The 24,275-nt window shown below is 50.4% G+C and carries 22 protein-coding genes; 11 read left to right on the top strand and 11 right to left on the bottom strand.

Annotated features, from left to right (window positions below; all coding sequences use genetic code 11):
* The first annotated feature begins 346 nt into the window (after positions 1-346).
* Positions 347-2,746 carry a hypothetical protein gene (locus tag Q0499_RS19400; protein WP_299203109.1) on the top strand — a complete coding sequence of 800 codons (2,400 nt, stop codon included), beginning with the start codon at positions 347-349 and terminating at the stop codon, positions 2,744-2,746.
* 154 nt (positions 2,747-2,900) lie between these two features.
* Here Q0499_RS19400 and Q0499_RS19395 read toward each other — a convergent pair whose 3' ends face one another.
* The 9 genes from Q0499_RS19395 to Q0499_RS19355 form a co-directional block, all read right to left on the bottom strand.
* Positions 2,901-3,212: an XRE family transcriptional regulator gene (locus Q0499_RS19395; protein WP_299203106.1), complete on the bottom strand. Its 312-nt coding sequence runs from the start codon at positions 3,210-3,212 to the stop codon at positions 2,901-2,903.
* A gap of 16 nt (positions 3,213-3,228) precedes the next feature.
* A complete protein-coding gene (locus Q0499_RS19390) occupies positions 3,229-3,588 on the bottom strand; it encodes a type II toxin-antitoxin system RelE/ParE family toxin (RefSeq protein ID WP_299203103.1) in 360 nt (119 codons plus the stop codon).
* Between the two features lie 471 nt (positions 3,589-4,059).
* The gene (locus Q0499_RS19385) at positions 4,060-6,435 is read right to left on the bottom strand and encodes an AAA family ATPase (protein WP_299203100.1); all 2,376 of its coding nucleotides are present in this window, start codon (positions 6,433-6,435) and stop codon (positions 4,060-4,062) included.
* An 80-nt stretch (positions 6,436-6,515) separates the two neighbouring features.
* Positions 6,516-7,355, bottom strand: coding sequence for a shikimate dehydrogenase (gene aroE / locus Q0499_RS19380; protein WP_299203097.1), 840 nt, complete (start codon positions 7,353-7,355; stop codon positions 6,516-6,518).
* A 1-nt stretch (position 7,356) separates the two neighbouring features.
* Positions 7,357-8,271 (bottom strand): oxygen-dependent coproporphyrinogen oxidase, encoded by a 915-nt coding sequence (gene hemF / locus Q0499_RS19375; protein ID WP_299203117.1) that lies wholly within the window; start codon positions 8,269-8,271, stop codon positions 7,357-7,359.
* A gap of 54 nt (positions 8,272-8,325) precedes the next feature.
* Entirely contained in the window at positions 8,326-8,883 is a 558-nt protein-coding gene (locus Q0499_RS19370; RefSeq protein WP_299203094.1) for a Sua5/YciO/YrdC/YwlC family protein, read from the bottom strand.
* A 5-nt stretch (positions 8,884-8,888) separates the two neighbouring features.
* Positions 8,889-9,401 carry a 5-(carboxyamino)imidazole ribonucleotide mutase gene (purE, locus tag Q0499_RS19365; protein WP_299203091.1) on the bottom strand — a complete coding sequence of 171 codons (513 nt, stop codon included), beginning with the start codon at positions 9,399-9,401 and terminating at the stop codon, positions 8,889-8,891.
* Positions 9,402-9,527: 126 nt separating this feature from the next.
* A complete protein-coding gene (gene dprA / locus Q0499_RS19360) occupies positions 9,528-10,655 on the bottom strand; it encodes a DNA-processing protein DprA (protein ID WP_299203088.1) in 1,128 nt (375 codons plus the stop codon).
* 38 nt (positions 10,656-10,693) lie between these two features.
* Positions 10,694-11,737 (bottom strand): LysM domain-containing protein, encoded by a 1,044-nt coding sequence (locus tag Q0499_RS19355; protein WP_299203084.1) that lies wholly within the window; start codon positions 11,735-11,737, stop codon positions 10,694-10,696.
* Between the two features lie 141 nt (positions 11,738-11,878).
* Between Q0499_RS19355 and def the strand changes: the two genes are divergently transcribed.
* The 5 genes from def to Q0499_RS19330 are packed head-to-tail and all read left to right on the top strand — an operon-like array spanning position 11,879 to position 17,528.
* Positions 11,879-12,385, top strand: a complete 507-nt coding sequence (gene def / locus Q0499_RS19350) for a peptide deformylase (RefSeq protein ID WP_299203081.1) — start codon at positions 11,879-11,881, stop codon at positions 12,383-12,385.
* Between the two features lie 3 nt (positions 12,386-12,388).
* Positions 12,389-13,351 (top strand): methionyl-tRNA formyltransferase, encoded by a 963-nt coding sequence (fmt, locus tag Q0499_RS19345; protein ID WP_299203078.1) that lies wholly within the window; start codon positions 12,389-12,391, stop codon positions 13,349-13,351.
* Positions 13,351-14,649 (top strand): 16S rRNA (cytosine(967)-C(5))-methyltransferase RsmB, encoded by a 1,299-nt coding sequence (gene rsmB, locus Q0499_RS19340; protein WP_299203075.1) that lies wholly within the window; start codon positions 13,351-13,353, stop codon positions 14,647-14,649. Before fmt ends, rsmB begins: the two co-directional genes overlap by 1 nt.
* Positions 14,650-14,689: 40 nt before the next feature.
* Complete coding sequence (gene trkA / locus Q0499_RS19335) at positions 14,690-16,066, top strand: Trk system potassium transporter TrkA (protein ID WP_299203072.1); 1,377 nt, start codon at positions 14,690-14,692, stop codon at positions 16,064-16,066.
* Positions 16,067-16,079: 13 nt separating this feature from the next.
* Positions 16,080-17,528: a TrkH family potassium uptake protein gene (locus Q0499_RS19330; RefSeq protein WP_299203069.1), complete on the top strand. Its 1,449-nt coding sequence runs from the start codon at positions 16,080-16,082 to the stop codon at positions 17,526-17,528.
* 88 nt (positions 17,529-17,616) lie between these two features.
* Here Q0499_RS19330 and Q0499_RS19325 read toward each other — a convergent pair whose 3' ends face one another.
* Positions 17,617-18,501, bottom strand: a complete 885-nt coding sequence (locus tag Q0499_RS19325) for a lysophospholipid acyltransferase family protein (protein ID WP_299203066.1) — start codon at positions 18,499-18,501, stop codon at positions 17,617-17,619.
* 99 nt (positions 18,502-18,600) lie between these two features.
* On the opposite strand from Q0499_RS19325, the gene Q0499_RS19320 reads away from it, so the two are divergent.
* From Q0499_RS19320 to Q0499_RS19300, 5 genes are all read left to right on the top strand, one after another.
* The gene (locus tag Q0499_RS19320) at positions 18,601-19,047 is read left to right on the top strand and encodes a YtoQ family protein (RefSeq protein WP_299203063.1); all 447 of its coding nucleotides are present in this window, start codon (positions 18,601-18,603) and stop codon (positions 19,045-19,047) included.
* A gap of 108 nt (positions 19,048-19,155) precedes the next feature.
* Entirely contained in the window at positions 19,156-20,130 is a 975-nt protein-coding gene (gene glyQ, locus Q0499_RS19315; RefSeq protein WP_299203060.1) for a glycine--tRNA ligase subunit alpha, read from the top strand.
* On the top strand, positions 20,130-22,220 hold the full coding sequence (gene glyS, locus Q0499_RS19310; RefSeq protein WP_299203057.1) for a glycine--tRNA ligase subunit beta: 2,091 nt from the start codon (positions 20,130-20,132) through the stop codon (positions 22,218-22,220). The genes glyQ and glyS overlap by 1 nt, the downstream gene beginning before the upstream one ends.
* 138 nt (positions 22,221-22,358) lie before the next feature.
* Positions 22,359-22,919: a D-glycero-beta-D-manno-heptose 1,7-bisphosphate 7-phosphatase gene (gene gmhB / locus Q0499_RS19305; protein WP_299203054.1), complete on the top strand. Its 561-nt coding sequence runs from the start codon at positions 22,359-22,361 to the stop codon at positions 22,917-22,919.
* A gap of 54 nt (positions 22,920-22,973) precedes the next feature.
* Positions 22,974-23,222 (top strand): hypothetical protein, encoded by a 249-nt coding sequence (locus Q0499_RS19300; protein ID WP_299203051.1) that lies wholly within the window; start codon positions 22,974-22,976, stop codon positions 23,220-23,222.
* A 65-nt stretch (positions 23,223-23,287) separates the two neighbouring features.
* On the opposite strand, the gene Q0499_RS19295 is transcribed toward Q0499_RS19300, so the two are convergent.
* Entirely contained in the window at positions 23,288-24,115 is an 828-nt protein-coding gene (locus tag Q0499_RS19295; RefSeq protein WP_363317839.1) for a helix-turn-helix transcriptional regulator, read from the bottom strand.
* Between the last annotated feature and the right edge of the window lie 160 nt (positions 24,116-24,275).

Genomic DNA, 24,275 nt, shown 5'->3' with positions numbered 1-24,275 from the left:
GACTCCAGTTGGTTGTGTGAGAACTGTCAGCGTACCTCGGTTCCTGTTCAGGGGCGAGGGGAGTCCAATTATCTAGACGGAAACTTCGTTTCCTTGCTAGGAAAGAAAGAGCCGTGGCTCGTTGCTCGACGTAAAACTTCGTTTTACTTGCTCGAAAGAGAAGGGGATAGAAAATAAATCTACCCCCTTTAATTCTATTCGCAGCAAAAGACATAATAAACAAGACTATTCACTTGTGAGAACAAATGAAGCAGACTCAACAATCGGTTTCGCATATATCGTAATAACTTAAACTAGGGGTAATAACGTGGTTTGTTTAGACTCAGGGAAGCGAGCACTACGGAACTTGATTCACTCGATTGATGCTCAAAAAACAGACAGAAATGAAGCGCAAACCAGATTTCATATTATCGATACTCTGCTAGAAACCTGCTTAGGCTGGAGTAGAGTTGATATAGAAGTAGAAAAAGCCGAGCGCCAAAAATTTACTGACTATGAATTAGGTGCTCCTCGCCTAGCAATACTGGAAGCAAAAAGAGAAGGCAGGGCATTCGATCTTCCAGCAACACTGTCTAAAAGCCTCCTAGTAGATCTACCATCGATTTGCACATCAAGCCACGAAGCCAAAGAGGCTATAGAACAAGCACAGGAGTATTGCAGCCGCAGAGGTGTCGCAATTGCGATTGTAACAAACGGCCATCAATACATTTGTTTTCTCGCTTCTCGCCAAGATGGAAGATCCGTTTTAGATGCTAAAGCTTTAGTCTTTAAATCCTTACAGCACATGCATGATAATTTTCCCGTAGCATGGAAAATGTTATCTAGTGCCGGAATTAAAGATAGGAATATTAACAGATACCTATCCAATGGATTTACAGGAATACCCAGAAAGCTATCATCTAGACTGGATGATTTTCCTAAAATCAGATATGCCAGCGACTTACAATCCACTTTAAAACAGCTTTCTGAATTGCTGATTCAAGATATTGTTGAAAATCCAGAACTAGAAAAACGTTTCTTTTCTAATTGTTATTGCGAAAGTGGAGCATTATCGAAATACTCTCTTCTGAGTAAAAACATCCTGGAAGCCCGATATGAAGCGATGTTCAGCACAACCGAGCCACATCCAAGAGCACAGTCAGTAAAATCAAAAAATCAAAATAATTTCTCACCTGACATTATGACAGAGGCTTTATCGCGCAGGCCAATTGTTTTGATTGGAGATGTAGGTGTTGGTAAGACCTCTTTTGTAAAAAACCTAATATACAACAGTGCGCATAATGAATTCAAAAATGCCATTTATGTTTATATCGACTTAGGTTCTAACGCATCTTTGTCCGCCAACCTTAAAGAATTTGTTCTAAGTGAGATTGAACGACAACTACATGATAAATACAGTGTAGATACATATGAGTATAATTTTATCCGTACTGTTTATGCAGGTGAAATATCGCGATTTTCAAAAGGTTTATGGGGAAAGCTCCAAACCAAAAATCCTGACAAATATGAAGAAAAATTATTTAATGAACTAGATAGCCTTATATCAGTTAAAGACCAGCATTTAAAACGCTCAATAGCATACTTATCAAGGTCCAGGCATAAACAAGTCATTATTTCCTTAGATAACGCCGACCAACGTGAATTTGACATACAACAGGATGCCTTTATTATCTCCCAAGAACTGGCTAAAGAGTGGAATGCCACCGTATTTATGGCTGTTCGGCCTCAAACTTTTTACAAGTCTAAACGTTCAGGTGCGCTTACAGCATATCCTCACAAGATCTTTACTATTTCACCTCCTAGAGTTGATCAGATGATTGAAAAGCGACTTCTGTTTGCTTTAGGAATGGCAGAAGGTTCTATCCCTCTAGAAACAATAGATTTTGTAAAGTTGAATCTAGAAAGCCTAGCTACATTCTTAAAAGTCCTGATTCAATCACTACACAAAAACAGAGAACTTCAAGAGTTTCTTACCAATATAACCGGAGGCAATATTCGTTCTGTTATTGAGTTTGTAACTGGCTTTATTGGCAGCCCTAATGTAGAAGCCGAGAAGATAATCAAAATTATGGAAGAAACCGGCGAGTATGTAATCCCCATTCATGAATTTACGAAGTCTGCTCTTCTTGGAGATTACTCACACTACAATCCTGACACATCTATAGCCATGAATATCTTCGATGTAGCAACTGCTGACTCAAATGAACATTTTCTTGTTCCTATTATCTCTTCCTTTTTGATAACAGAGGGAGAGCATAAAGATAAAGATGGATTCTGCAGCACTACTGTAATTTTTGAGGAACTACAGAATTATGGTTTCACTTCAATCCAAATTGAAAGCGCTCTCAGAAGATCTACTAACAAAAAACTACTAGAAACCTCTCAAAGATTCACCTTTGAAGAAGATGAAACAGGTTTGATCGGCGAAATGCCGACCAGTTTTAGAATAACAAGTATAGGAGCTTATCACCTTCAGAGGTGGCTGGGAACATTCACCTACATAGATGCTATGGTTTTTGACACTCCTATATTTAATGAAGAACGTCTTGATAATATGCTAGATAATTTGAAATCCTTGAGTATCGAAGATCGCTATAAACGAGCTCAGGCATTTAAAGAATACCTAATAGTTTCATGGAAGAAACTTCATGCAGCTCCGCCATACTTTGATCTGCTAGATAGCTTTAAACAAAACCACCACTCTTTCGAAAGAGTTAATAAGGCTATAAAACGTAATAACCAGTAGATCTATTACTTGTAGTCAGTAGTAATTTCTGAGGCTGTAAGAAAAGGGAACAGATTTATTTTTTATCGTTTAAGTAGCCTATGAAATAAATCAGCCTCTTCTCTTTCGAGCAAGTCACGTTTTTTTGTGACGTTCGAGCGACGAGCTACGGCTTTTAAGCTTTTTTGAACTGAGTAATTTCAACATCTTGTCCATCTGGAAATTTCGCATGAATTTCGAGCGTTCCGCCCAGGGCTTCAACGTAGGACGCCAGTGTGCTGACCATTGTGTCTGGGCGCTTTTCAATTTGAGAGACATTTGGTTGGGCTATACCCAAGGCGCGAGCCACCACCGCCTGACTGCGTCCACGCAGTTTACGGGTTTCTGCCAGTGACATTTCTGCAACGATGCCAACGGCTTTTGCGCGTGCGGCAGCCTGTACCTCAGGCCTCATTTTCTTGCGAAGTTCGCTTAACGGCTTGGCCATTTTACCTGTCCCAGACCTACTTGAGGCCTTCACTTTTTAAGTGATCCGCAAACTCTGCTTCAGCTAGCGGTACCATCTGTTTGTAAAACTGTTTATCTTTCGATCCATCTTTGCGGCCACCACACAGAAGAACAGCGCGTCGCTTCGGGTCAAAGGCATAGAAAACCCTGTAGGGCTTCCCTGCATGCTGAATGACCAGCTCCTTAAGGTTTTTAACCCTCTTTGTGCCCTTAATCGTGTCAGCATGAGGACGTCCAAGATTAGGGCCTTTGATTTCGAGAACGTCGACCATTGCCTGAACGTCTATTTGTTCAGCATCGGTTAGCCCGAGAAACCAGCCCTCATACTCATCTGTATATAGTATTTCCCACGTCATGTGCTGTCCTTAGCTTCTCAAAATATACTCTATGACGTATATATCGTCAAACGTATTATTTGGCTTAATTAGCGATGCATCGCAAAAGTCTGATCGCAGGAATATGGACTCGATATGCAACAGCAAGAGCTGCCAGAGGAGGGAACAAGATTCATGGTATTCATCCTGAATATCCGTCTGATTGTCAGTGCATCGGCGAGCGACATAACCTAATCAAAAATCACAGACTACGACACGAGTACTCCTTTACCCATCCAGTTAAACTCTATCCCAGTAGCCATATTAATGACTACAACTGCTATTTTCTTTGCTTATTCGAGCAACGAACAAGTCACGTTTTTTGTGACGTTCGAGCAGCGAGCGACGCTTTTCCTAGCCCCTAGCAAGTCACGCAGTGACGTCTAGCAAGCGCGAAGCGCGTTCTAGCTAGCCGCGAAGCGGCGGTCTGGCCTGAAATCTGTTTCACAGATTTCAGGCTTTCGCCTTAGCAATCTCCCTCAACCGCTTAACCACCGCCGCATTCACCGACCGTTGGGTAAAGGTGCCATCTTCCTTCAGCTGGCCGGCTTTGCGGCCCATCAGTAGTTCGAGGCACTGGTCTACGGTGGCGACGGCGTGGATACAGAATTCGCCTTCGGCGACTGCATCGACCACTTCACGTTTGAGCATCAGGTTGCGAATGTTGGCTTTCGGGATGATTACCCCCTGGGTGCCGGTGAGGCCACGGGTTTTACAGAGGTTGAAGAAGCCTTCGATCTTCTCGTTCACGCCACCGATGGCCTGTACTTCGCCGTACTGGTTGATAGAGCCGGTGATGGCGAACTGTTGCTTGATCGGTATATCGGTCAGGGCAGAGATCAGGGTACAGACTTCAGCCATTGAGGCGCTGTCGCCATCCACATAACCATAGGACTGTTCCAGGGCGATGCTGGCGGACAGGGTGAGGGGGAAGTCTTTGGCGTATTTATGGCCCAGATAACCGGACAGGATTAGCACCCCTTTGGAGTGGATCGGCTGGCCCAGGGTAACTTCACGCTCGATATCAACAATACCCCGGTTGCCGGGGTGTACGGTGACGGTAATGCGGGCCGGGAAACCAAAGGAGACATCGCCTACGCCCAGCACGGTCAGACCGTTGGTGCGGCCGGAGGACTCGCCATCGGTGTCGATAAGAACGGTTTCATTGAGAATACTGTCGAGGATCTTCGATGAGATACGACTGGTGCGGCGCTCTTTGGCCTGCAGTGCCATCTCGACATGCTGATCATTGATAATCTCATCGCGGTTGCGAATCCGCTTGTAGTCCGCTTCACAGAGCAGGTCTACCAGCTCTCCTACGTGCGCTGAGAGCAGTTCCTGATCTTCCGTTAGTCTTGAGCTGTGTTCCACCAGCCGGGCGACCGCCTGGCGGTTCAGTGGTGCCAGCCCCTCTTCGTCGGCCAGGGTTTTCATCAGTCGGGCATAGCTGCGAATAGTGGCGGGTTCCCGTTTTACATCTTCATCGAAATCAACCACCACCCGGAACATCTTCTCAAAATCATGATCCAGCTCCTGTAGCAGGTAGTAGGTTTCCCGGGTGCCGATCAGTACCACTTTGACATTCAGCGGGATCGACTGCGGCGCCAGGGTGATAGTGCCCATGCCGGTCATCTCTGACATCGGGTTTTCAATGCGGATCTCATGGGATTTCAGAGCGCGCTTCAAAGCGCCGTAGACAAACGGCTGCTCCAGCAGTTTCTCTGACTCTAATACCAGATAGCCGCCATTAGCACGATGCAGTGCACCTGAACGGATCAGCTGGAAGTTGGTACTCAGTGCACCCATCTCAGAGTTGTATTCAACCCGGCCAAACAGATTGTCGTAGGTAGGGTGGGTTTCAAACACCACCGGCGCACCTTTGGTTTTCTGATTGTCCACCAGCATATTCACGCCAAAGGTGTTTTCCATATATTGCCGTCGGGCCAGATCGGTGCGCGCTTCGTTGGGCTTATCCTCTTCGATAATATCCAGCGCGTTTTTCACCAGATTGGATTCCAGCTGGCTGAGATAATCAGGCACACCGGAAGAGTTATGGTATTTTTCCCGCAGCGGCTGGATCAGCGGTGCGACCGCGTTACGGGAGGTTTCCCGATCCAGAATTTTCATCTTGTCGCCGGCTTCACGGCGCCATTTCGGCATGCTGGCGAGCTCTTCATTGAGATACTCTTCCAGTTTGGCAATGTTACGAGTGAATTCGTCACGAATCTCTTCCGGCAGCTGGGAGAAAGCGGCTTCATCCATACCCTGGCCCTCTGATACCGGTGTAAAACCGATACTGCCGGCATCACGATAGACGGCGATGCTGTGCTCCCGGGCCAGACTGTCAACTTTTTCAATCGCCTGATCATAGAGACGATTAAAATCCCGCTCGACCTTACTTTTCTTGCGCTGATAGGCGGGGCTTTCAAACGCCGCAGGCAGTTCGGTGAGAATCCCCTCAATCAGATGTTTGATATCCCGCTTGAACACCCAACCTTTTCCCGCAGGCAGTTGAATGACAATAGGGTTACGGGTTTCCTCCATATTGTTCAGATAGCACCAGTCGCTGGTCTTTTTCAGCTCTTTCTTGGCGATAGCGCGGATACTTTCGATGGCAAATGAGAAGCGTCCGGTATGTGGGTTGCCCATAACAAACATGTTATAACCGGGGCGTTTCATACCGATACCGAACTCCATCGCTTCAACCGCACGTTCCTGGCCAAAGAAGCCGGTATAGGGCTCAAGTGTTTCGGTCGTCTTGAAGGGCAACAACTCGGTATTGCAGTGACGATAAAGCTGATCGGGGGTGAGGCGGGTCTCTTTTTCCATAACGGATCATTCCTGCGACTGGAGTAGACCCCCCTGTTATAACCCGCCGGGAAACTCCACGCAAGGAACGATTTTACTGGTTACTTGTTAGCCAGCAGTTGATGTCTAAGCTCTTGAATTAGTTCAGAAGTGTCTGGACGAATACCTCGCCATATGGCAAAGGACTCAGCCGCCTGCTCTACCAGCATCCCCAGTCCGTCGAGCACTTTTACCGCGCCATGTGCTACAGCCCAACGATTGAACGCGGTGACCTCTGCAGCATACATCATGTCGTAGCACCAGGCGCCATCACGCAGCAGATTATCGGGAAGCGGGGGGACTTCGCCCTGCAGACTGGCCGCTGTTCCGTTGATCACCAGATCAAACTGCTGACCGCTTAACTGCTCAAAGCTGCAGACTTCAATCGCCCCGTGCTCAGCAAACAACTCAGCCAGCTCTTCTGCTTTAGTCACGGTCCGGTTGGCGATCACCAGCCGGGCGGGTTGCAACGCCAGAATAGGCTCTAACACGCCGCGCACGGCACCGCCCGCACCCAGAATCAGAACCTCTTTGCCGCAGATTTCGCCGCCATTATTACGGGTAATATCCGCCACCAGCCCCAGGCCATCGGTATTATCGCCACAGAGTTGACCCGCTTCATTGCGGTACAAGGTGTTAACCGCACCCGCGAGCTGTGCCCGGGCAGAGTGCCAACCGGCTTTTTGCCAGGCCTCAACCTTAAATGGCACGGTGATATTCAGACCTTTGCCATGACCCTCGGGGGACAGAAAGTTATCCACAGCCTCATTGAAGCCATCTTCCGGCACTAATACTGAGGTGTATTCAAGATCCTGCTGTGTCTGAGCGGCAAAAAACGTATGGATCAGCGGCGACTTTGAGTGCTTGATCGGGTTACCAAACACCGCATAACGATCAGTCATCTCAGCCCTCCAGCCAGTTCTGCGGCTGCAGATACAGCTCATACAGCTGCGCTTCTTCAGAGCCTGGCTCAGGCTTCCAGTCATACCCCCAGCGAACCTCGGGCGGCAGCGACATCAGAATCGACTCGGTACGACCACCGGACTGCAGGCCAAACAGAGTACCCCGGTCAAACACCAGATTAAATTCGACATAACGTCCGCGACGGTGCAGCTGAAAATCACGCTGATGCTCGCCGTACGGCAGGTTTTTACGTTTCTCAACGATGGGGCAATAGGCGGGAGCATAGGCATCACCGATGGAACGCATCAGCGCAAAGCAGGTGTCAAAATCCGGCTCATTCAGATCGTCGAAGAACAGACCGCCAATGCCGCGCGGCTCATCACGGTGCTTAAGATAGAAATACTCATCGCACCAGGCTTTGTAGCGGGGATAAACATCCTCACCAAAAGGATCACAGGCATCTTTTGCCGCCTGGTGCCAGGCACGACAATCCTCTTTATAACCGTAATAGGGGGTCAGATCAAAGCCACCACCAAACCACCAGACCGGCTCTTCACCCTCTTTTTCGGCGATAAAGAAACGGACATTGGCATGCGAAGTGGGCACATAAGGGTTGTGCGGATGGATAACCAGTGACACCCCCATCGCCTGGAAAGTACGACCGGCGAGTTCAGGCCGGTGAGCAGTTGCTGAGCCGGGCAGCTTATCGCCAAACACATGGGAAAAATTCACCCCGCCTTTCTCGATCACCGCGCCGTCAACCAGCACCCGGGTGCGGCCTCCGCCACCCCCTTCGCGCTGCCAGCTGTCTTCGGCAAAGTTTGCCAGCCCATCAACTTTTTCCAGTTGCGCACAAACACTGTCTTGCAGATTTAGCAGATACTCTTTTACCGCATTAATGTCCGGTGCTGACATACTCTTACCCTTAATCATTGCAACAGTGTCAGTCATTACCAACCGCTGTCAGATTTAACTTCTTACCGGTTGGTCACTGTCCAGACGATAAATTTTAGTCGGTCGACTCAGAGCCCCCAGTTCACCGGGGACAATAGCATCTACTTTATCGCCGAAGTGAATAGCCACTTTCAACTTATCCCTTGCAGCATCTTTATCTGAATAATTAGCTGAAGTTGATACAATCATTGAGCCAAACGCTTCACAAAGATTTTTTACCTGATAGTGATCACTCACTCTCACGGCAACTGAATCGTGATTTCCTTTAATCCAATAGGGTATAAGATTATCGGGATCAGGTAAAATCCAGGTGACGGGGCCAGGCCAGGAAGCGACCACGCGTGCCCGGTCATCTGGCGCAAGATTATCCAGCAAAGGCTTTACCTGTTGCACCGATGCCGCCACCAGAATCAGCCCTTTATGAACCGGGCGACGTTTAATAGCCAACAGGCGATACACCGCTGTTTCATTAAAGGGGTCGCAGCCGAGCCCCCAAACAGCTTCAGTTGGATAGGCGATGACACCACCCTGGTGCATCGCCCTGGCTGCCTGACGAATATGCCACCAGCCCATAACGATCAGATTTCGCCGTTGGCCAGTCGTTCCTGCAGCGCTTTGTCTTTAGCAACAACCGCTTCGGTATTTGCCAGACGCTCAGCTTTGATCCGCTCAGCCAGTTCAGCATCCTGCACCGCAACGATCTGACATGCCAGATAGGCAGCATTTTTAGCACCAGCTTTACCGATTGCGACGGTTGCAACAGGAATGCCGCCGGGCATCTGTACGGTAGAAAGAAGGGCATCCAGGCCATCCAGAGAGGATTCAATCGGCACACCAATAACCGGCTTAGTGGTGTTAGCAGCCACAGCACCGGCCAGGTGAGCAGCCATACCCGCGGCACAGATAAAGGCAACCGCGCCGCGCTGGTCAGCATCTTTAACGTAGTCGTGAGTTTGTACCGGGGTACGGTGCGCTGAACTTACTTTCATCTCAAACGGCACTTCAAGAGAACGTAGTACGTCAACAGCAGCTTTCATAGTCGGCAGGTCAGAGTCGGAACCCATCAGAATAGCAACGAATGGTTTAGTCATGATTTCCTTCAAAGGTCGTAAAGTTATCGGATAAATGACCGCAAAATACGCTATAACTGTACAATATTCAACCACGTAAAATAGCGGGTTTTTACACGTCTGATCGCTCAAGAGAACGCTTCGTTCTCAGATCAGCCGCTGATAGCCATCGGGAGTATTTTCAATATAACCTGACAGCTCCATCCCCACCAACTGCGGCAACAGTTCTGCGGCATTCAGCCCTGTTATTCCAAGCAGTTGCTCAAGCGTTACCAGCTGATAGCCCATCTGCTCCAGCAGCTGCGCCTCGATATCGGTCAGCTTTATTGAGTCGGACGATGGTCGCTTTTCATCATAACAGTAACTGCCCAACAAACTGGCTAATGGCTCAATAATCTGGGCGCTGGTTTCAACCAGCGTGGCGCCCTCCCGAATAAGGTCATGACAGCCGTGACTCTGAGGGTTGTTGAGTGCGCCGGGGAGCGCAAACACTTCGCGGCCCTGCTCCAGCGCCATCCGTGCAGTAATCAGCGAACCACTGCGCCTGGCCGCTTCAACCACCAGCACTCCGGCACTCAGCCCGCTGATGATGCGGTTACGGCGGGGGAAGTTATGCGGCAATGGCGCCATTGTTAATGGATATTCCGACACCAAAGCGCCACCCTGGTTAACGATATCATCCGCCAGCGTTAGATGGTGGCGGGGATAGATATTCATCAGACCCGAGCCCAATACCGCCACGGTAGGCTTTGAAAGCGCCACAGCGGCCATATGCGCGGCGCCATCGACACCTCTGGCAAGACCGCTACTGATAGTGACCCCGGCCTTTGTGAGGTCGCTGGCGAAGGCGCTGCTTAAGGCGATGCCACTGCGACTGGCGGAGCGACTGCCGACAATGGCCAGCTGCGGCAGATGCAGAACATCCGGATAACCTCTGACATACAGCAATAGGGGAGGGTCAGATATCTGCTTTAACAGAGTGGGATAGCTATCACAGGCATAGGTAATGAGGTGGTTTAGCGGCTGATCGAGCCAGGCATCAATACCCTCAAGATAGTCAGCAGCGGGCCACTCTCCCGCCTGATAAGCGCTGATATGGTGAATCGTCTGTGTCGGCAGATTAAAGGACCGCAGCTGATCTCCGCTCAGCTGTAACAGCGGCGTAGCATCGGCTGAAGACTCAGACCGACACGCCTGTATCAGCCTGAGCAGCACTCCGGGACCAACCCCGGGCAGTTCTGCCAGGGCGATCCACTCCCTGAGATGTTCGTGCATGGACGCTCCTTGTCCATCGGTGTTTTAACAAATAAAGCTTATTCGGGCGTATGCACTTCATCATCGATAGAGATGATATCGGTGGCTTTCAGTATCAGCGCATAACTGACCTTTTCGTACGCTTTAAAGATCATCATCAGGCCTGACTTTTCAGCAGGCAGGACGATGAGCTCGCTGGTCACGGGGTCTTTCAGCTGCTCACCCGCACGGAAAATAGTCAGAACATTACCCGGCTTCAAGCCTTCACGCAGGCCCTGATTGATGGCAACGACATCATATTGCCCCGCCTGACGCACCCCCCGCAAAACAGAGAGAATACGTCCATCGATCTCACTTTCAGGCGCACTGGGGTAGAACACCGACTGAATAGCCTCTTTCTGACTCGGATATACGCGGTCCAGTGCAGAGACTTCCTCCCGGGTTTTACGCAGGTCGAGGGTGATGATGTCACCTTTCTTGCTATCAACCACCGCATCACCAATCTTAAAGAGCTCATAACCCAGATGCTCTTGCGTCACCGGATCGATGTACTCTTTAGCCGGGCGGTAGATATTCTGGCGGGCATAGTCTTCAGCCAGGGTACCCCGTGCATAGACCCGGTCACCGGCGCCAGCAACGATTCGGTTGGCAGTTCCACCAACGATATAAGGCGAAGCCGTCAGCTCATCACTATCCATAATGATGTTGTCTGACAAAAAGCTGATGATGTCTTTCAGCGGAATGGCAGGTATCGCATCTTTCAGCGGCGTCACTTTGGCCTTGGGACTCAGACGGAGTATGCCGTCATTCAGCACCAGACGTGGCTGACCATCAACCCACTTGAGTGTGAGCACATCGCCCGGGTAGATGAGGTGGGGGTTATCAATCTGCTGGTTATAACCCCACAGCTGAGGCCACTTCCATGGAGATTGCAGGAACATCCCGGAGATATCCCACAGCGTATCACCCTTAACGACCACATAAGTTTTCGGATGGTTGTCCTTTAACGCCAGGGTATCTTTGCGAACATCGGCCTGAGCCGGCATTACTAATGCAATACATACCACCAGAGCGCCCAGAAAACCTGTTACCAGTTGTTTCATTTTCTAATCCTTGTCTCAGACCGCCATGTTTTTGAGAGTCTATAACAGTATCGGCAATACATTGTGTATCTATATCAGTATAATAGAAAGATTATTGATTCTAGCGCACCTTTTTTTCAACCTATTCTTTCTCAAGCAGCCATGTCATTACTTCCAATACTCGAATTTCCAGATCCACGCCTGCGCACAATTGCTGAGCCGGTTACCGAATTTAACGATGAACTGCGCCTGCTGGTCAAAGACATGTTTGAAACCATGTATGACGCACCCGGCATTGGCCTTGCGGCAACACAGATCAATGTTCACCAGCGTATCATCACTATCGACACCTCTGAAGAGAAAAATGCCCCCCTTGTGGTGATTAATCCCCAGATTGAGGTTCTTGCTGATGAAACAGAGCTGATGCAGGAGGGTTGTCTCTCGGTTCCGGGCTTCTATGAAGATGTCGTTAGGCCAAACAAAATACGTCTCACCGCTCAGAATGAGTTCGGCGAGGAATACACTCTGGAAGCGGATGATCTGCTGGCCGTGTGTATTCAACACGAAATTGACCACCTTGAAGGCAAGCTGTTTGTCGATTACCTTTCGCCACTGAAACGTAATCGTATCCGCAGCAAACTGGACAAACTGCACAAGCAGAAGGTCTGAAGCATGTCCGACTCTGCTAAACAACTGCGCATACTGTTTGCCGGCACCCCGGATTTTGCGGCTTCAAGCCTCCAGGCTCTGCTGGATGCCGGACACAATGTTATCGGTGTCTATACCCAGCCCGACAGACCCGCAGGGCGTGGCCGGAAACTAACCCCCAGCCCGGTAAAAGCCGTCGCTCTGGAACATAATCTTCCGGTTTACCAGCCAGTGAATTTCAAACAAGAAGAGGACCGCCAGCGACTCGCTTCTCTGCAAGCCGATCTTATGATCGTCGCCGCATATGGTTTGCTGCTGCCAAAAGCTGTTCTTGATGCTCCACGGCTGGGCTGCATCAATGTCCATGCATCACTTCTGCCTCGCTGGCGCGGCGCGGCGCCGATTCACCGCTCGCTGCTGGCGGGCGACAGGGAAACCGGCATTACCATTATGCAGATGGATGAAGGACTGGATACCGGCGCTATGATACTGAAAAAACAGTGTCCGATCAGTGCGTCTGACACCAGCGGTGAACTCCATGACCGGCTTGCAGCAATTGGCGCAGCAGCGCTTCTGGAAAGCCTCCCAGCAGTAGCCGATCAGACCATCACCCCTGAAGTTCAGGACGATAATCTGGCCTGCTATGCGCACAAGCTTGAAAAAGCTGAAGGCGAAATCGACTGGCATAAACCAGCAAGCGAGATAGCACGGCAGGTAAGAGGGCTCGCTCCCTGGCCGGTCGCATTTACCTCTCTCAACGGAGAAACTCTGCGGGTATGGTATGCCGAAGCCAGCGATGAAGAGACCAGCGCTCAACCTGGCACAGTGATCGGCACCGATAAAAAGGCCGTTATTGTTGCCTGTGGCGAAGGAGCGGTCAGACTGCTTAAAATACAACTGCCCGGCAGCAAAGCGATGGACAGCAGTGCCGTGCTTAACTCCAAAAAAGAGTTGTTTAGCAACGGCACGGGGCTGGGTCTGTCCTGATGAATATCCGCGCCATTGCCGCACGCGCCCTCGGGCCGGTTATCGCCCGAAAAGAATCATTAAACACCGCACTTCCCCGGGCGCTGCAACAATGTCAGGAGAGCGACAGAGCTCTGCTGCAGCAGCTCTGCTACGGCACCATGCGTTTTTTGCCCCGCCTTTCCTGTCTCGCAAGTCAACTTCTTAAAAAGCCCTTTAAGCCTCAGGATCAGGACCTTTATGCCCTGGTTCTGCTGGGGTTTTATCAACTGCTGGAAATGCGGGTACCGACTCATGCCGCAGTCAGCGAAACCGTTGAAGCCGCCAGCCAGCTAAATAAAGAGTGGGCCAAAGGGCTCCTCAACGCGCTGCTGCGCAACCTGCAACGGGAGCAGGATACTCTGTTTGAGAAGCTCGCAGAGCAGCCTGAATTTCGCTACAACCACCCCCAGTGGATGATCTCCAAATTACAACATAACTGGCCGGAAAACTTTGCAGAAATGGTGGAACAGAATAACCAGCAGCCACCGATGACCCTGCGCGTTAATCAGCAGAAAACCAGCCAGAGCGACTATTTGCAGATGCTGCAGGATACCGGGATCAACGCATCCGCAACCCCCTATTCAGAAGTAGGAATTCAGCTGGAGTCTGCGGTAGATGTCAGTATACTGCCGGGATTTGGCTACGGTTTTGTCAGCGTTCAGGACGAGGCGGCTCAACTCAGCGGCGCACTCCTGGATCTGCAGGCGGGACAGCGGGTACTGGACGCCTGCGCCGCACCCGGCGGAAAACTGTGCCATATTCTTGAGCACCAGCCCGACCTGAGCCATGTTACCGCCGTTGAGCTCGAGGAAAGCCGGGCAGGCAGAATTCAGGAAAACCTCAGCCGTTTGAACCTGAGCGCTGAAGTTATCATTGCCGATGCCGCTACTAACACCTGGTGGGATGGGCTTGAATATGATCGCATTCTTCTGGATGCCCCCTGTTCAGCCGCAGGCGTTATCCGGCGCAATCCGGATATAAAACACCTGCGCCAGAGTGAAGACATTAAAGTTCTGGCTGAACTGCAGTTGGCGATTCTCAGGAACTGCTGGCAGATGCTCAAACCCGGCGGTCGACTAGTGTATGCAACCTGCTCAGTTTTTCCTCAGGAAAACGAGCGGGTAATAGAACGATTTACTAAGACACAAACAGATGCATGCCATCACCCTATCGAAGCGAACTGGGGTATAGAACGGCCCTTTGGTCGTCAACTATTCCCTCAGCCGCAGGGACATGATGGCTTTTATTATGCAGTATTGTTAAAGGATCAGAACTGAAGCAGGCTGTTTCTGCCAGCTGACCGGAGAGTTATTAGTTATGAAAATTATTATTCTTGGCGCAGGGCAGGTAGGCGGCACGCTGGCAGAGAACCTTGCCAGTGAAGCGAACGACATTACCATTGTCGACACCGATATCAGCCGGCTCAGAGAGTTGCAGGATCGCCTGGATATCCGCACCGTGGAAGGCAAAGCCTCTCACCCGTCGATCCTCGAACAGGCGGGTGCCCGGGATGCTGATATGCTGATCGCGGTAACCAACAGCGACGAAGTCAATATGATCGCCTGTCAGATCGCCCAGAGCCTGTATAACACGCCGACCAAAATCGCCCGGGTCCGGGAGCATGATTACCTGCTCAAAGATAAAGCGATCTTCACCGACAAATCGATCCCGATCGATGTTCTTATCAGCCCGGAAGAGCTGGTAACCAAACATATTCGCCGTCTGATCGAACACCCCGGAGCACTGCAGGTACTCGATTTTGCCGATGGTATCGCCCAGCTGGTAGCAGTTAAAGCCTATTACGGCGGCCCGCTGGTTGGACGGGAAATATCCTATCTCCGCTCACACATGCCCTCCATCGACACCCGGGTAGCCGCTATTTTCCGCAAAGACAGACCCATCATCCCCAAAGGGGATACCGTTATCGAAGCCGATGACGAAGTCTTTTTCATCGCCGCAAAAAAAGATATTCGCGCAGTGATGAGCGAGCTGCGGCGTCTCGACCGCCCTTATAAACGGATCATCATCGCCGGCGGCGGTAATATTGGTGCACGCTTAGCACAGAACATTGAAGACAAGTATCAGGTAAAAATCATTGAGCGGGATATTCGCCGCTGTAACAACCTGGCCAAAACTCTGGATAAAACCATCGTTCTGCAGGGCAGCGCTTCGGATAAAGAGTTACTGCTGGAAGAAAATATCGAAGACACCGATGTTTTCTGCGCACTGACCAATGATGATGAAGCCAACATCATGGCGTCAATGCTGGCAAAACGTCTGGGCGCACGCACAGTTATGACCCTGATTAACAACCCGGCTTATGTTGACCTGGTGCAGGGCGGAGTGATCGATATTGCTATATCACCGCAACAAACCACCATCGGCAGCCTGTTGACCCACGTCCGCCGTGGCGATGTTGCCGCAGTACACTCACTGCGCCGTGGTGCAGCAGAAGCCATTGAAGCGGTCGCTCATGGCGACAAGCGGTCGTCTAAAGTGGTTGGCAAGACGATTGAAGAGATCGACCTCCCGGCAGGCACCACCATTGGTGCCATCGTTCGCAAGGACGAAGTACTGATTGCCCATGACGACATCATCGTCGAGAACGACGATCATGTGATACTGTTCCTCGTTGATAAACGCAAAATCAGTGAAGTGGAACGCTTATTCCAGGTCGGTTTAGGATTTTTCTAATCGGAGAGCATTTATGCACTATAAGGTAATTCTCCGAATCCTCGGCCTGTTGCTGATGATATTCAGCATCACCATGCTGCCGCCACTGGCAATCTCCTATGGATACCATGACGGTACCCACATGGCATTTACCTCAGGCTTTATCATCACCCTGCTAACAGGCTTTCTCATCTGGGCGCCGGTGTACAGAGTCAGGGAAGATCTGAGAACCCGCGACGGATTTTTGATTACCGTTCTTTTCTGGGCTGTACTGGGGCTGTTCGGTTCGATCCCGTTTATGTTATCAGACGACCCGGGGCTGTCATTTGTTGATGCAGTATTTGAATCACTATCCGGCCTGACAACGACCGGTGCCACAGTAATGACCGGCATTGACGCACTACCCGAATCAATCCTGTTCTACCGGCAACAACTGCAATGGCTCGGTGGCATGGGTATTATCGTGTTGGCGGTCGCCATCCTACCTATGCTAGGCATCGGCGGCATGCAGTTATACCGCGCCGAAACACCCGGACCAGTGAAGGATAGCAAGCTTACACCCCGTATCACCGAGACCGCGAAAGCGCTCTGGTACATCTACCTGTCTCTCACGATTGCCTGTGCACTCGGCTACTGGCTGGCAGGCATGACTCTTTTTGATGCGGTAGGGCACAGCTTCTCGACCGTGGCGATCGGAGGATTCTCAACCCATGATGCCAGTATTGGCTACTTCGACAGCCCGCTCATAGAAGCGATCTGTATCTTCTTTATGGTGATCTCTGCCGTTAATTTCGGCCTGCACTTTTTCGCCTGGCGTCAGCGTACCTTAAACCATTACTTTCAGGACCCGGAGTTTAAGTTCTACCTGACAATCCTCTTCAGCATCTCCTGTCTATCCGCTGTCGTGCTGATTGTGACCGATACCTATGGCCCGGGAGAGTCGATCCGTAAGGCGATATTTGAGGTCGTATCTATCGCAACCACCACCGGATTTGCCACAGCTGATTTCGCCCAGTGGCCGGTTATGTTGCCATTTCTACTATTCGTTGCCGCATTTGCCGGCGGCTGTGCTGGCTCAACCGGCGGCGGCATGAAGGTGATCCGCGTTCTGCTGATCCTTAAACAGGGCCACAGGGAGATCAAACGACTGATCCACCCCAACGCCGTCATCCCGGTCAAACTCGGTAAAGAACCGATCTCTGACCGTATTCTTGAAGCCGTCTGGGGGTTCTTCTCTGTCTATCTGATCGTATTCGTTATTATGCTGATCATCCTATTGGGAACCGGGCTTGACCAGGTCACCGCATGGTCGGCCGTTGGCGCCACACTCAACAACCTTGGCCCAGGCCTTGGCGCCGTTGAAGTCCACTACGGCGATCTTAACAGCACGGCTAAATGGGTGCTAACGTTTGCCATGTTGCTCGGTCGCTTAGAGGTTTTCACTCTACTAGTGCTATTTACACCGGCATTCTGGAAGCGCTAGAACAACAGATAAATGCAGCTACATGAAATAATAAACGGGGCCATTGCAGGCCCCGTTTTCATTATATGAACGGATATTCAAGAAACCATCAATACATTCGACCACCATCGGGACGGTGCTGAAACCGCTTATACTCCCATTGGTATTGTTCCGGCACCTGCCGGACACAGCGCTCCACTTCCGCATTCATCGCCGCTGCAGACACCACCAGATCCTTATCATTTATCTGCCCGGACGCTCTATGGAAAAAAACTTCGAACCCCTCGGCGTTAGGTAAACGTTGCGCATAGGCAGACACAACGACAGCTCCAGTTTGTGCCGCCAACTGTGGCAGCAGCTTCATCGAATACGCCTCCTGATTGAAAAACGGTGCAAACACGCCACTCCCTTTATCCGCCTCCTGGTCCGGAAGTATACCCAACACCTCACCCGCCTTTAATGCCTTCAATGCCATGCGCACCCCCTTAACACTGGCAGGGGCTAGTTTCGAGCCTTCACGCTCACGCTTTTTCTTAATCAGCCGATCCATCAACTCAATTTTAGGAGGGCGGTACATAGACGTTAACGGATATGCCTGGCTGATATAAAGCCCCAGCATCTCCCAGTTACCCAGGTGCGGAGCGATCACAATCACCCCCTTGCCTTCGGCCAGGGCTTCCTTCATAACCGACTCGTTATGCACCCCCTTTATTTTTTTCAGGGCACGACGCGCATCCCATATCCATGCCATCCCCATCTCACCGGCAAGCTTTCCCGTTTCTTCGAGGCTGGTTTTTACCAGATCATCTCTCGCCGCATCACTCATTTCCGGAAAACAGAAATCAATATTCATCCGGGTGATTTCATAGCTCTTACCCCGTTTTTTACAGGCGCGGCGACCAATTGCGGCTCCAAGCTTTTGCGCCAGAGAGAGTGGGAGAACAGCAAGCAGGTACAACACTGCAACAGATAGCCAGCCTTTAAGATGTTTCACGTGGAACCTTTTTATATTACGGAATGATAACAACGCTAAAAAACTGAGGAGATTATATAATGCAGGCTCTATTAATGACTAACACAAGGCACAATAGAAATGAAATATACCGTATATCTGTCAGGCGAAATTCATACTGAGTGGCGAGATAAAATCAAAAACGCCATCGAAACAAATAGCCTTCCAATAGATATCCTAACCCCCAATACAGACCATGACAGCAGCGACGAGTGCGGAGTCAATATATTAGGGGCAGAGGAGAACCCTTTCTGGAAAGACCACAAGGCAGCGAAAATAAACAGCATTAGACACATGACAGCCCTAAGCAGAGCAGATATCGTTGTTGTTCGCTTTGGTGATAAATACAAACAATGGAACGCTGCATTTGATGCAGGCATTGCAACCGCCCTCGGTAAATCGCTGATTGTTGAGCACTCAAAAGAACTCACTCACCCACTGAAAGAAGTAGATGCTGCAGCCATGGCCACTGCAGAAAACACCGAACAGGTGATCGAAATTTTAGAATACCTGTGCAAAGACTATTAAACACCGGTAAAAGGAACTGAAAAAACCAGCCTTATCGGCCATCCAGACGCTCTACCTACCAGGATTTCGTGTATAATTTCGCTCTATTTTTGTACAAACAGATTCTAAATGGTGATCTCAGTGACAGATAAAGCGAGACCGGATGCAAGCACCTTTCAAGGGCTGATCCTGGCACTGCAAGAGTATTGGTCAGAGCAGGGCTGTGTAATAGTGCAACCACTGGATATGGAAGTCGGCGCAGGCACCTTCCACCCAGCAACTTTTCTGCGCGCTATCGGTCCCGAAAGCTGGAGCTCAGCATACGTGCAACCAAGCCGCCGCCCAACTGATGGCCGCTATGGTGAAAACCCAAACCGACTGCAACACTACTACCAGTTCCAGGTAGTCATGAAACCTTCGCCTGAGAACTTTCAGGAGCTCTACCTGGGTTCGCTGCAACGCATGGGACTGGACCTCAACGTTCACGATGTTCGTTTCGTAGAGGACAACTGGGAATCGCCAACGCTGGGCGCATGGGGATTGGGCTGGGAAGTCTGGCTTAACGGCATGGAAGTAACACAGTTCACTTACTTCCAGCAGGCTGGCGGCATTGAATGCTACCCAGTCACCGGAGAGATCACTTACGGCCTGGAGCGTATCGCCATGTACCTGCAGGACGTAGAGAGCGTCTATGATCTGGTATGGACCTACAACCGGGATGGCTCTCCTGTCACTTACGGTGACGTGTACCATCAGAATGAAGTTGAGCAATCGACGTATAACTTCGAACACGCTGACGTGCCACAGTTATTCAAAAACTTCGACCATCACGAAGCTGAGTGCAATAAGCTGCTGGCACTGAGCACACCACTGCCACTGCCTGCGTATGAGCAGGTTCTGAAAGCTTCTCATACATTCAACCTGCTGGATGCACGCCACGCAATTTCCGTCACTGAGCGTCAGCGCTTCATTCTACGCGTACGTACACTGGCCCGCGAAGTTGCGCAAGGATACTTCAACACCCGTAAAGGACTCGGCTTCCCATTAGCAGAAGAGAGCATCCGCAACGAAGTATTAGCCGCCTGCGAAGAGGAGAGCAAGTAATGACTGATTCAGTTAACCGTCAGGATTTTCTCTTCGAACTGGGCACAGAAGAGCTGCCACCCAAGGCCCTGAAATCCCTTTCCGCCGCATTGGAAAAGGAAGTCGTCAGCAGCATTAAAGAGCTGTTTGGCAAGCAAGCCGAAACTCTTTTTGCCGACACCACCATCAACTCATATGCTGCACCACGACGTTTGGCACTACTGATCAGCAACCTGGCTGACGAAGTCCCCAGCAGCACTTTTATGATGCAGGGACCTCCGGCACGCATCGCGTTTGACGATCAGGGCAACCCGTCTAAAGCGTTGGAAGGCTTCGCACGCAAGTGCGGCACCTCAGTTGAAAACCTGCAAGAGATCGATGGTAAGATGAGTTTCAGCCAGTCTCTGCCGGCTAAAGCAATCGCTAATGAACTGCCTGCCATCATTGAAAACGCACTCAGCAAACTGCCCATTCCTAAGCGGATGCGCTGGGGCGCTTCCCGTACCGAGTTTGTTCGTCCGGTGAAGTGGCTGGTCATGCTGATGGGCGATCAGGTGATCGAGTGTGAGATTCTGGGACTGAAAGCAGACCGCAACACCCGGGGTCATCGCTTTCACTATAACAACGAGATCAGCCTCAATCAGGCAAACGAATACCTGGAAAACCTCGAAAGCGTTGGCTGGGTAATCGCCCACTTTGAAGAGCGCCGGGAGAAAATCCGCGCCCAGGTTGAGTCAGAAGGAGCGGCCATTAACGGTATCGCTCAGATTGACGAAGACCTTCTCGACGAAGTAACGGCGCTTAACGAATGGCCTGTCGCCCTGACCGGACGGTTCGATGACCGCTTCCTGGACGTGCCTCCCCAGGCACTGATCTCTTCAATGAAAGAGCACCAGAAATACTTCCACGTCACTGACAGCAACGGCCAGCTGATGCCATTCTTTATCACCATCGCCAACATCGAATCGACCGATCCGGCGCAGGTGATTGCCGGAAACGAAAAGGTCATCCGCCCCCGTCTGGCCGATGCGGCGTTCTTCTTTGAAACCGACAAGAAGCGCACCCTTGAGTCCCGCATCGAAGATCTGAAATCGATTGTCTTCCAGCAAGAGCTTGGCACCCTGCATGATAAAGCGGTGCGTGTTGCCGTGCTGGCGAAACATATCGCGGCTCAACTGGGACAGGATCAGGACAAAGCAGAGCGTGCAGCGATGCTCGCCAAAACCGATCTGATGACTGACATGGTATATGAATTCACCGATCTTCAGGGGTTGATGGGTTATCACTACGCCCTGAATGACGGCGAAGACGAAGGCGTAGCCCTGGCACAGAACGAGCAATACATGCCACGTTTTGCCGGCGATGAACTGCCGCAAAGCGAGCCGGGCATTGCTGTGGCACTGGCGGATCGTCTGGATACTCTTACAGGTCTGTTCGGCATTAACCAGCCACCAACCGGCTCAAAAGATCCGTTTGCACTGCGTCGCGCCTCCCTCGGTGTGCTGCGTATTATTGTTGAGCGCCAGCTAAATCTTGACCTCGAAGATCTGATTCAGGTTGCAGCTAACAACTACACAGACCTGCCTGCGAAGGATGGTCTGGTGGCGCGTATTACTGACTTTATGCTGGACCGCTTCCGTGCCTGGTATGATGACGAAGGTATCGCTACCGAAGTTTATCTTGCTGTTCACGCACTGCGCCCAACCCGTCCACTGGAGTTCAACCAGCGCGTACAGGCCGTCAGTCACTTCCGCACACTGGAAGAAGCAGGCGCCCTGGCAGCCGCGAACAAACGGGTGTCCAACATTCTGAGTAAGCAGGAGAGCGACATCTCTTCCAGCGTGTCTGAAGCTCTGTTGCAGGAGGATGCTGAAAAAGCGCTGGCTAAAGCGGTTGCTGAAAAAGCGATTCAGCTGCAGCCTCTGTTCGCTAAGGGCGACTTTAAAGCGGTACTGGAGCAACTTGCTGAACTACGCCCGGTCGTCGATAAATTCTTTGACGAAGTGATGGTGATGGCGGACGATGAAGCGATCCGCAACAACCGTCTTGCGCTGCTCAAACAACTGCGCAATCTGTTCCTCGGCGTAGCGGATATCTCAGCGCTCAGTTAAGATTGTCCTTTTGACGCACACGACAGTGCTTAACAAAATGCCGGTGAATAACCGGCATTTTTGTATCTGCTCTATATCATCTAAGCTATTATCCTACACGATGACAATCAACCCAGGCTTCATACGCCGGAAAGCACAATGATGAAATTAGTAATTCTCGATCGGGACGGAGTGATCAACTACGACTCCGATGACTACATTAAAACAGTCGATGAATGGCAGCCGCTGCCTGGCAGTCTTGAAGCGATTGCCCGACTGTCCAAAGCAGGTTTTGATGTATGCGTTGCCACTAATCAGTCCGGTCTCGCCAGAGGCTATTTCGATATCACAGCACTCAAACAGATGCATCACAAGATGTCTGAGCTGGCTAAAGAGCAGGGCGGACGCATTGATAAAATTGAATTCTGCCCACACTCACCGGATGATAACTGTTACTGCCGCAAACCCCAGCCCGGCCTTTATCAGCATATTTTAAGCTGCTATCCGGACATTGATCCTGGCAAAGTTTTTTCAGTAGGCGATTCTCTCCGTGATCTTGAAGCAGCCGTTGCCGCAGGCTGCCTTCCCATTCTGGTGAAAACCGGGAAGGGTGAGCGCACCATCAGCAAAGGCGGCCTACCGGAAAACACCATAATAGTAGATGACCTCGAAGCCGCAGCACTGCATATCATCTACCACCAAAACACCCGAACCGAGTAAAGGTTCCACGTGGAACATTGAAAGATGGTAACCAAACCCGATACAAAGACAGCGATGCAAACACTGATTTCAGATATCAGAAAAGCAGTTCCGTTCGACACACCGATGGAAAAATTGTGCGATGGTCCCTGTACAGGATGCTCAAAAAAATTGTTGGATTATCTGGATATGCAGCTGGAGGAGAAAGAGGCGGAACTAAATGCGGGGCTGATTCCGAACCTTGGTGAGCTAAACCGACTAAAGAAAAGCGCAATGAAAATCCATGCAACGCTGATCAAAAATGGGCTGATCAAGACAGACTGATAGAACCAGAGAGATAAACCCGGATTGGTAAAATCGCCGGCTTAGAAGAAACCGTGCCGCAAACTTCAAATATACAATGCCCGAAAATGCCAGTCATCACTGCCCATCTCGTTACTGATCATTGTTCTGATGGACGGCTCTATCTGATCGGAATCCTGTTCATATAATCCGCATAAAGATAACGCTCGCTGCTTATCTACTGACAAACCCAGATACTCATACACAACCCGGGCGCAGCAGGGCATCCGTTCGCCACTACCTGACACCCCCAGCTTCAAACCGCTCAATCGCGATACCCGATTTTTGAATGAGGGGAACAGAATAGTCTGGGTCATCTCATTGCCGGTGAGAGATTCATAATCCATCATAAAAATACGGTCGGTGAGAAAGCTGGCAATACCGAGATAAACGCCATGAAATACCTTGTCGCCGGGATGTTCTCGCAAACGTTCTGTGCGCTGATAACAGACCCTATCATCGCGCCGTTCGATACAGATCAGCGTTCTCAGGATCCGTCCGGGATAGGCCATCGATTGATAGTATTCGAAGTAATATCCCAGGTATTTGTCCAGCCCGGCAGCACCTCGTTGCAGCCGTTCCAGATGTTCTGATTCGAGGTGTTCAGGCTCTTCAATTGTCTGAGGACGGGGACGCACTTTGATCAGACGTTCAAACTGTTCATGGGGCATGAGAATCTCATGCTCTTCAACACCAAAGAAATCACAGAAGCGCAGCAGCGTATGGGCAGAGGGTTTATACCGCCCGCTAAGATAACGGTTGAACTGAGGCCGGTTAATATCGAGCCGTCGACACACTTCTGCTATCGATTTGTAATAGCTGCAGAGCAGCCTGAGATTGCTGGCAAAGTCCTGATGCATCAGATCCTGCTCCACTTAACGACGCCCGGGGAACTTCATTCTAAAGGGGAAGCTGTGCCGGATGCAAAGCAATTGATGGCGCACATTAGCGCAGTTAGTGCGCTATCTGACACCATTCTGCACTAAAGCATCAAATGTTCCGCTCCCCTGAATACTGATTAAATATTCATCTCAA

It is taken from the genome of uncultured Amphritea sp., assembly GCF_937127095.1.
Taxonomy (GTDB): domain Bacteria; phylum Pseudomonadota; class Gammaproteobacteria; order Pseudomonadales; family Balneatricaceae; genus Amphritea.
Note: the sequence above shows the minus strand (reverse complement) of the source record. Positions and strands in the feature narration are given on the sequence as shown.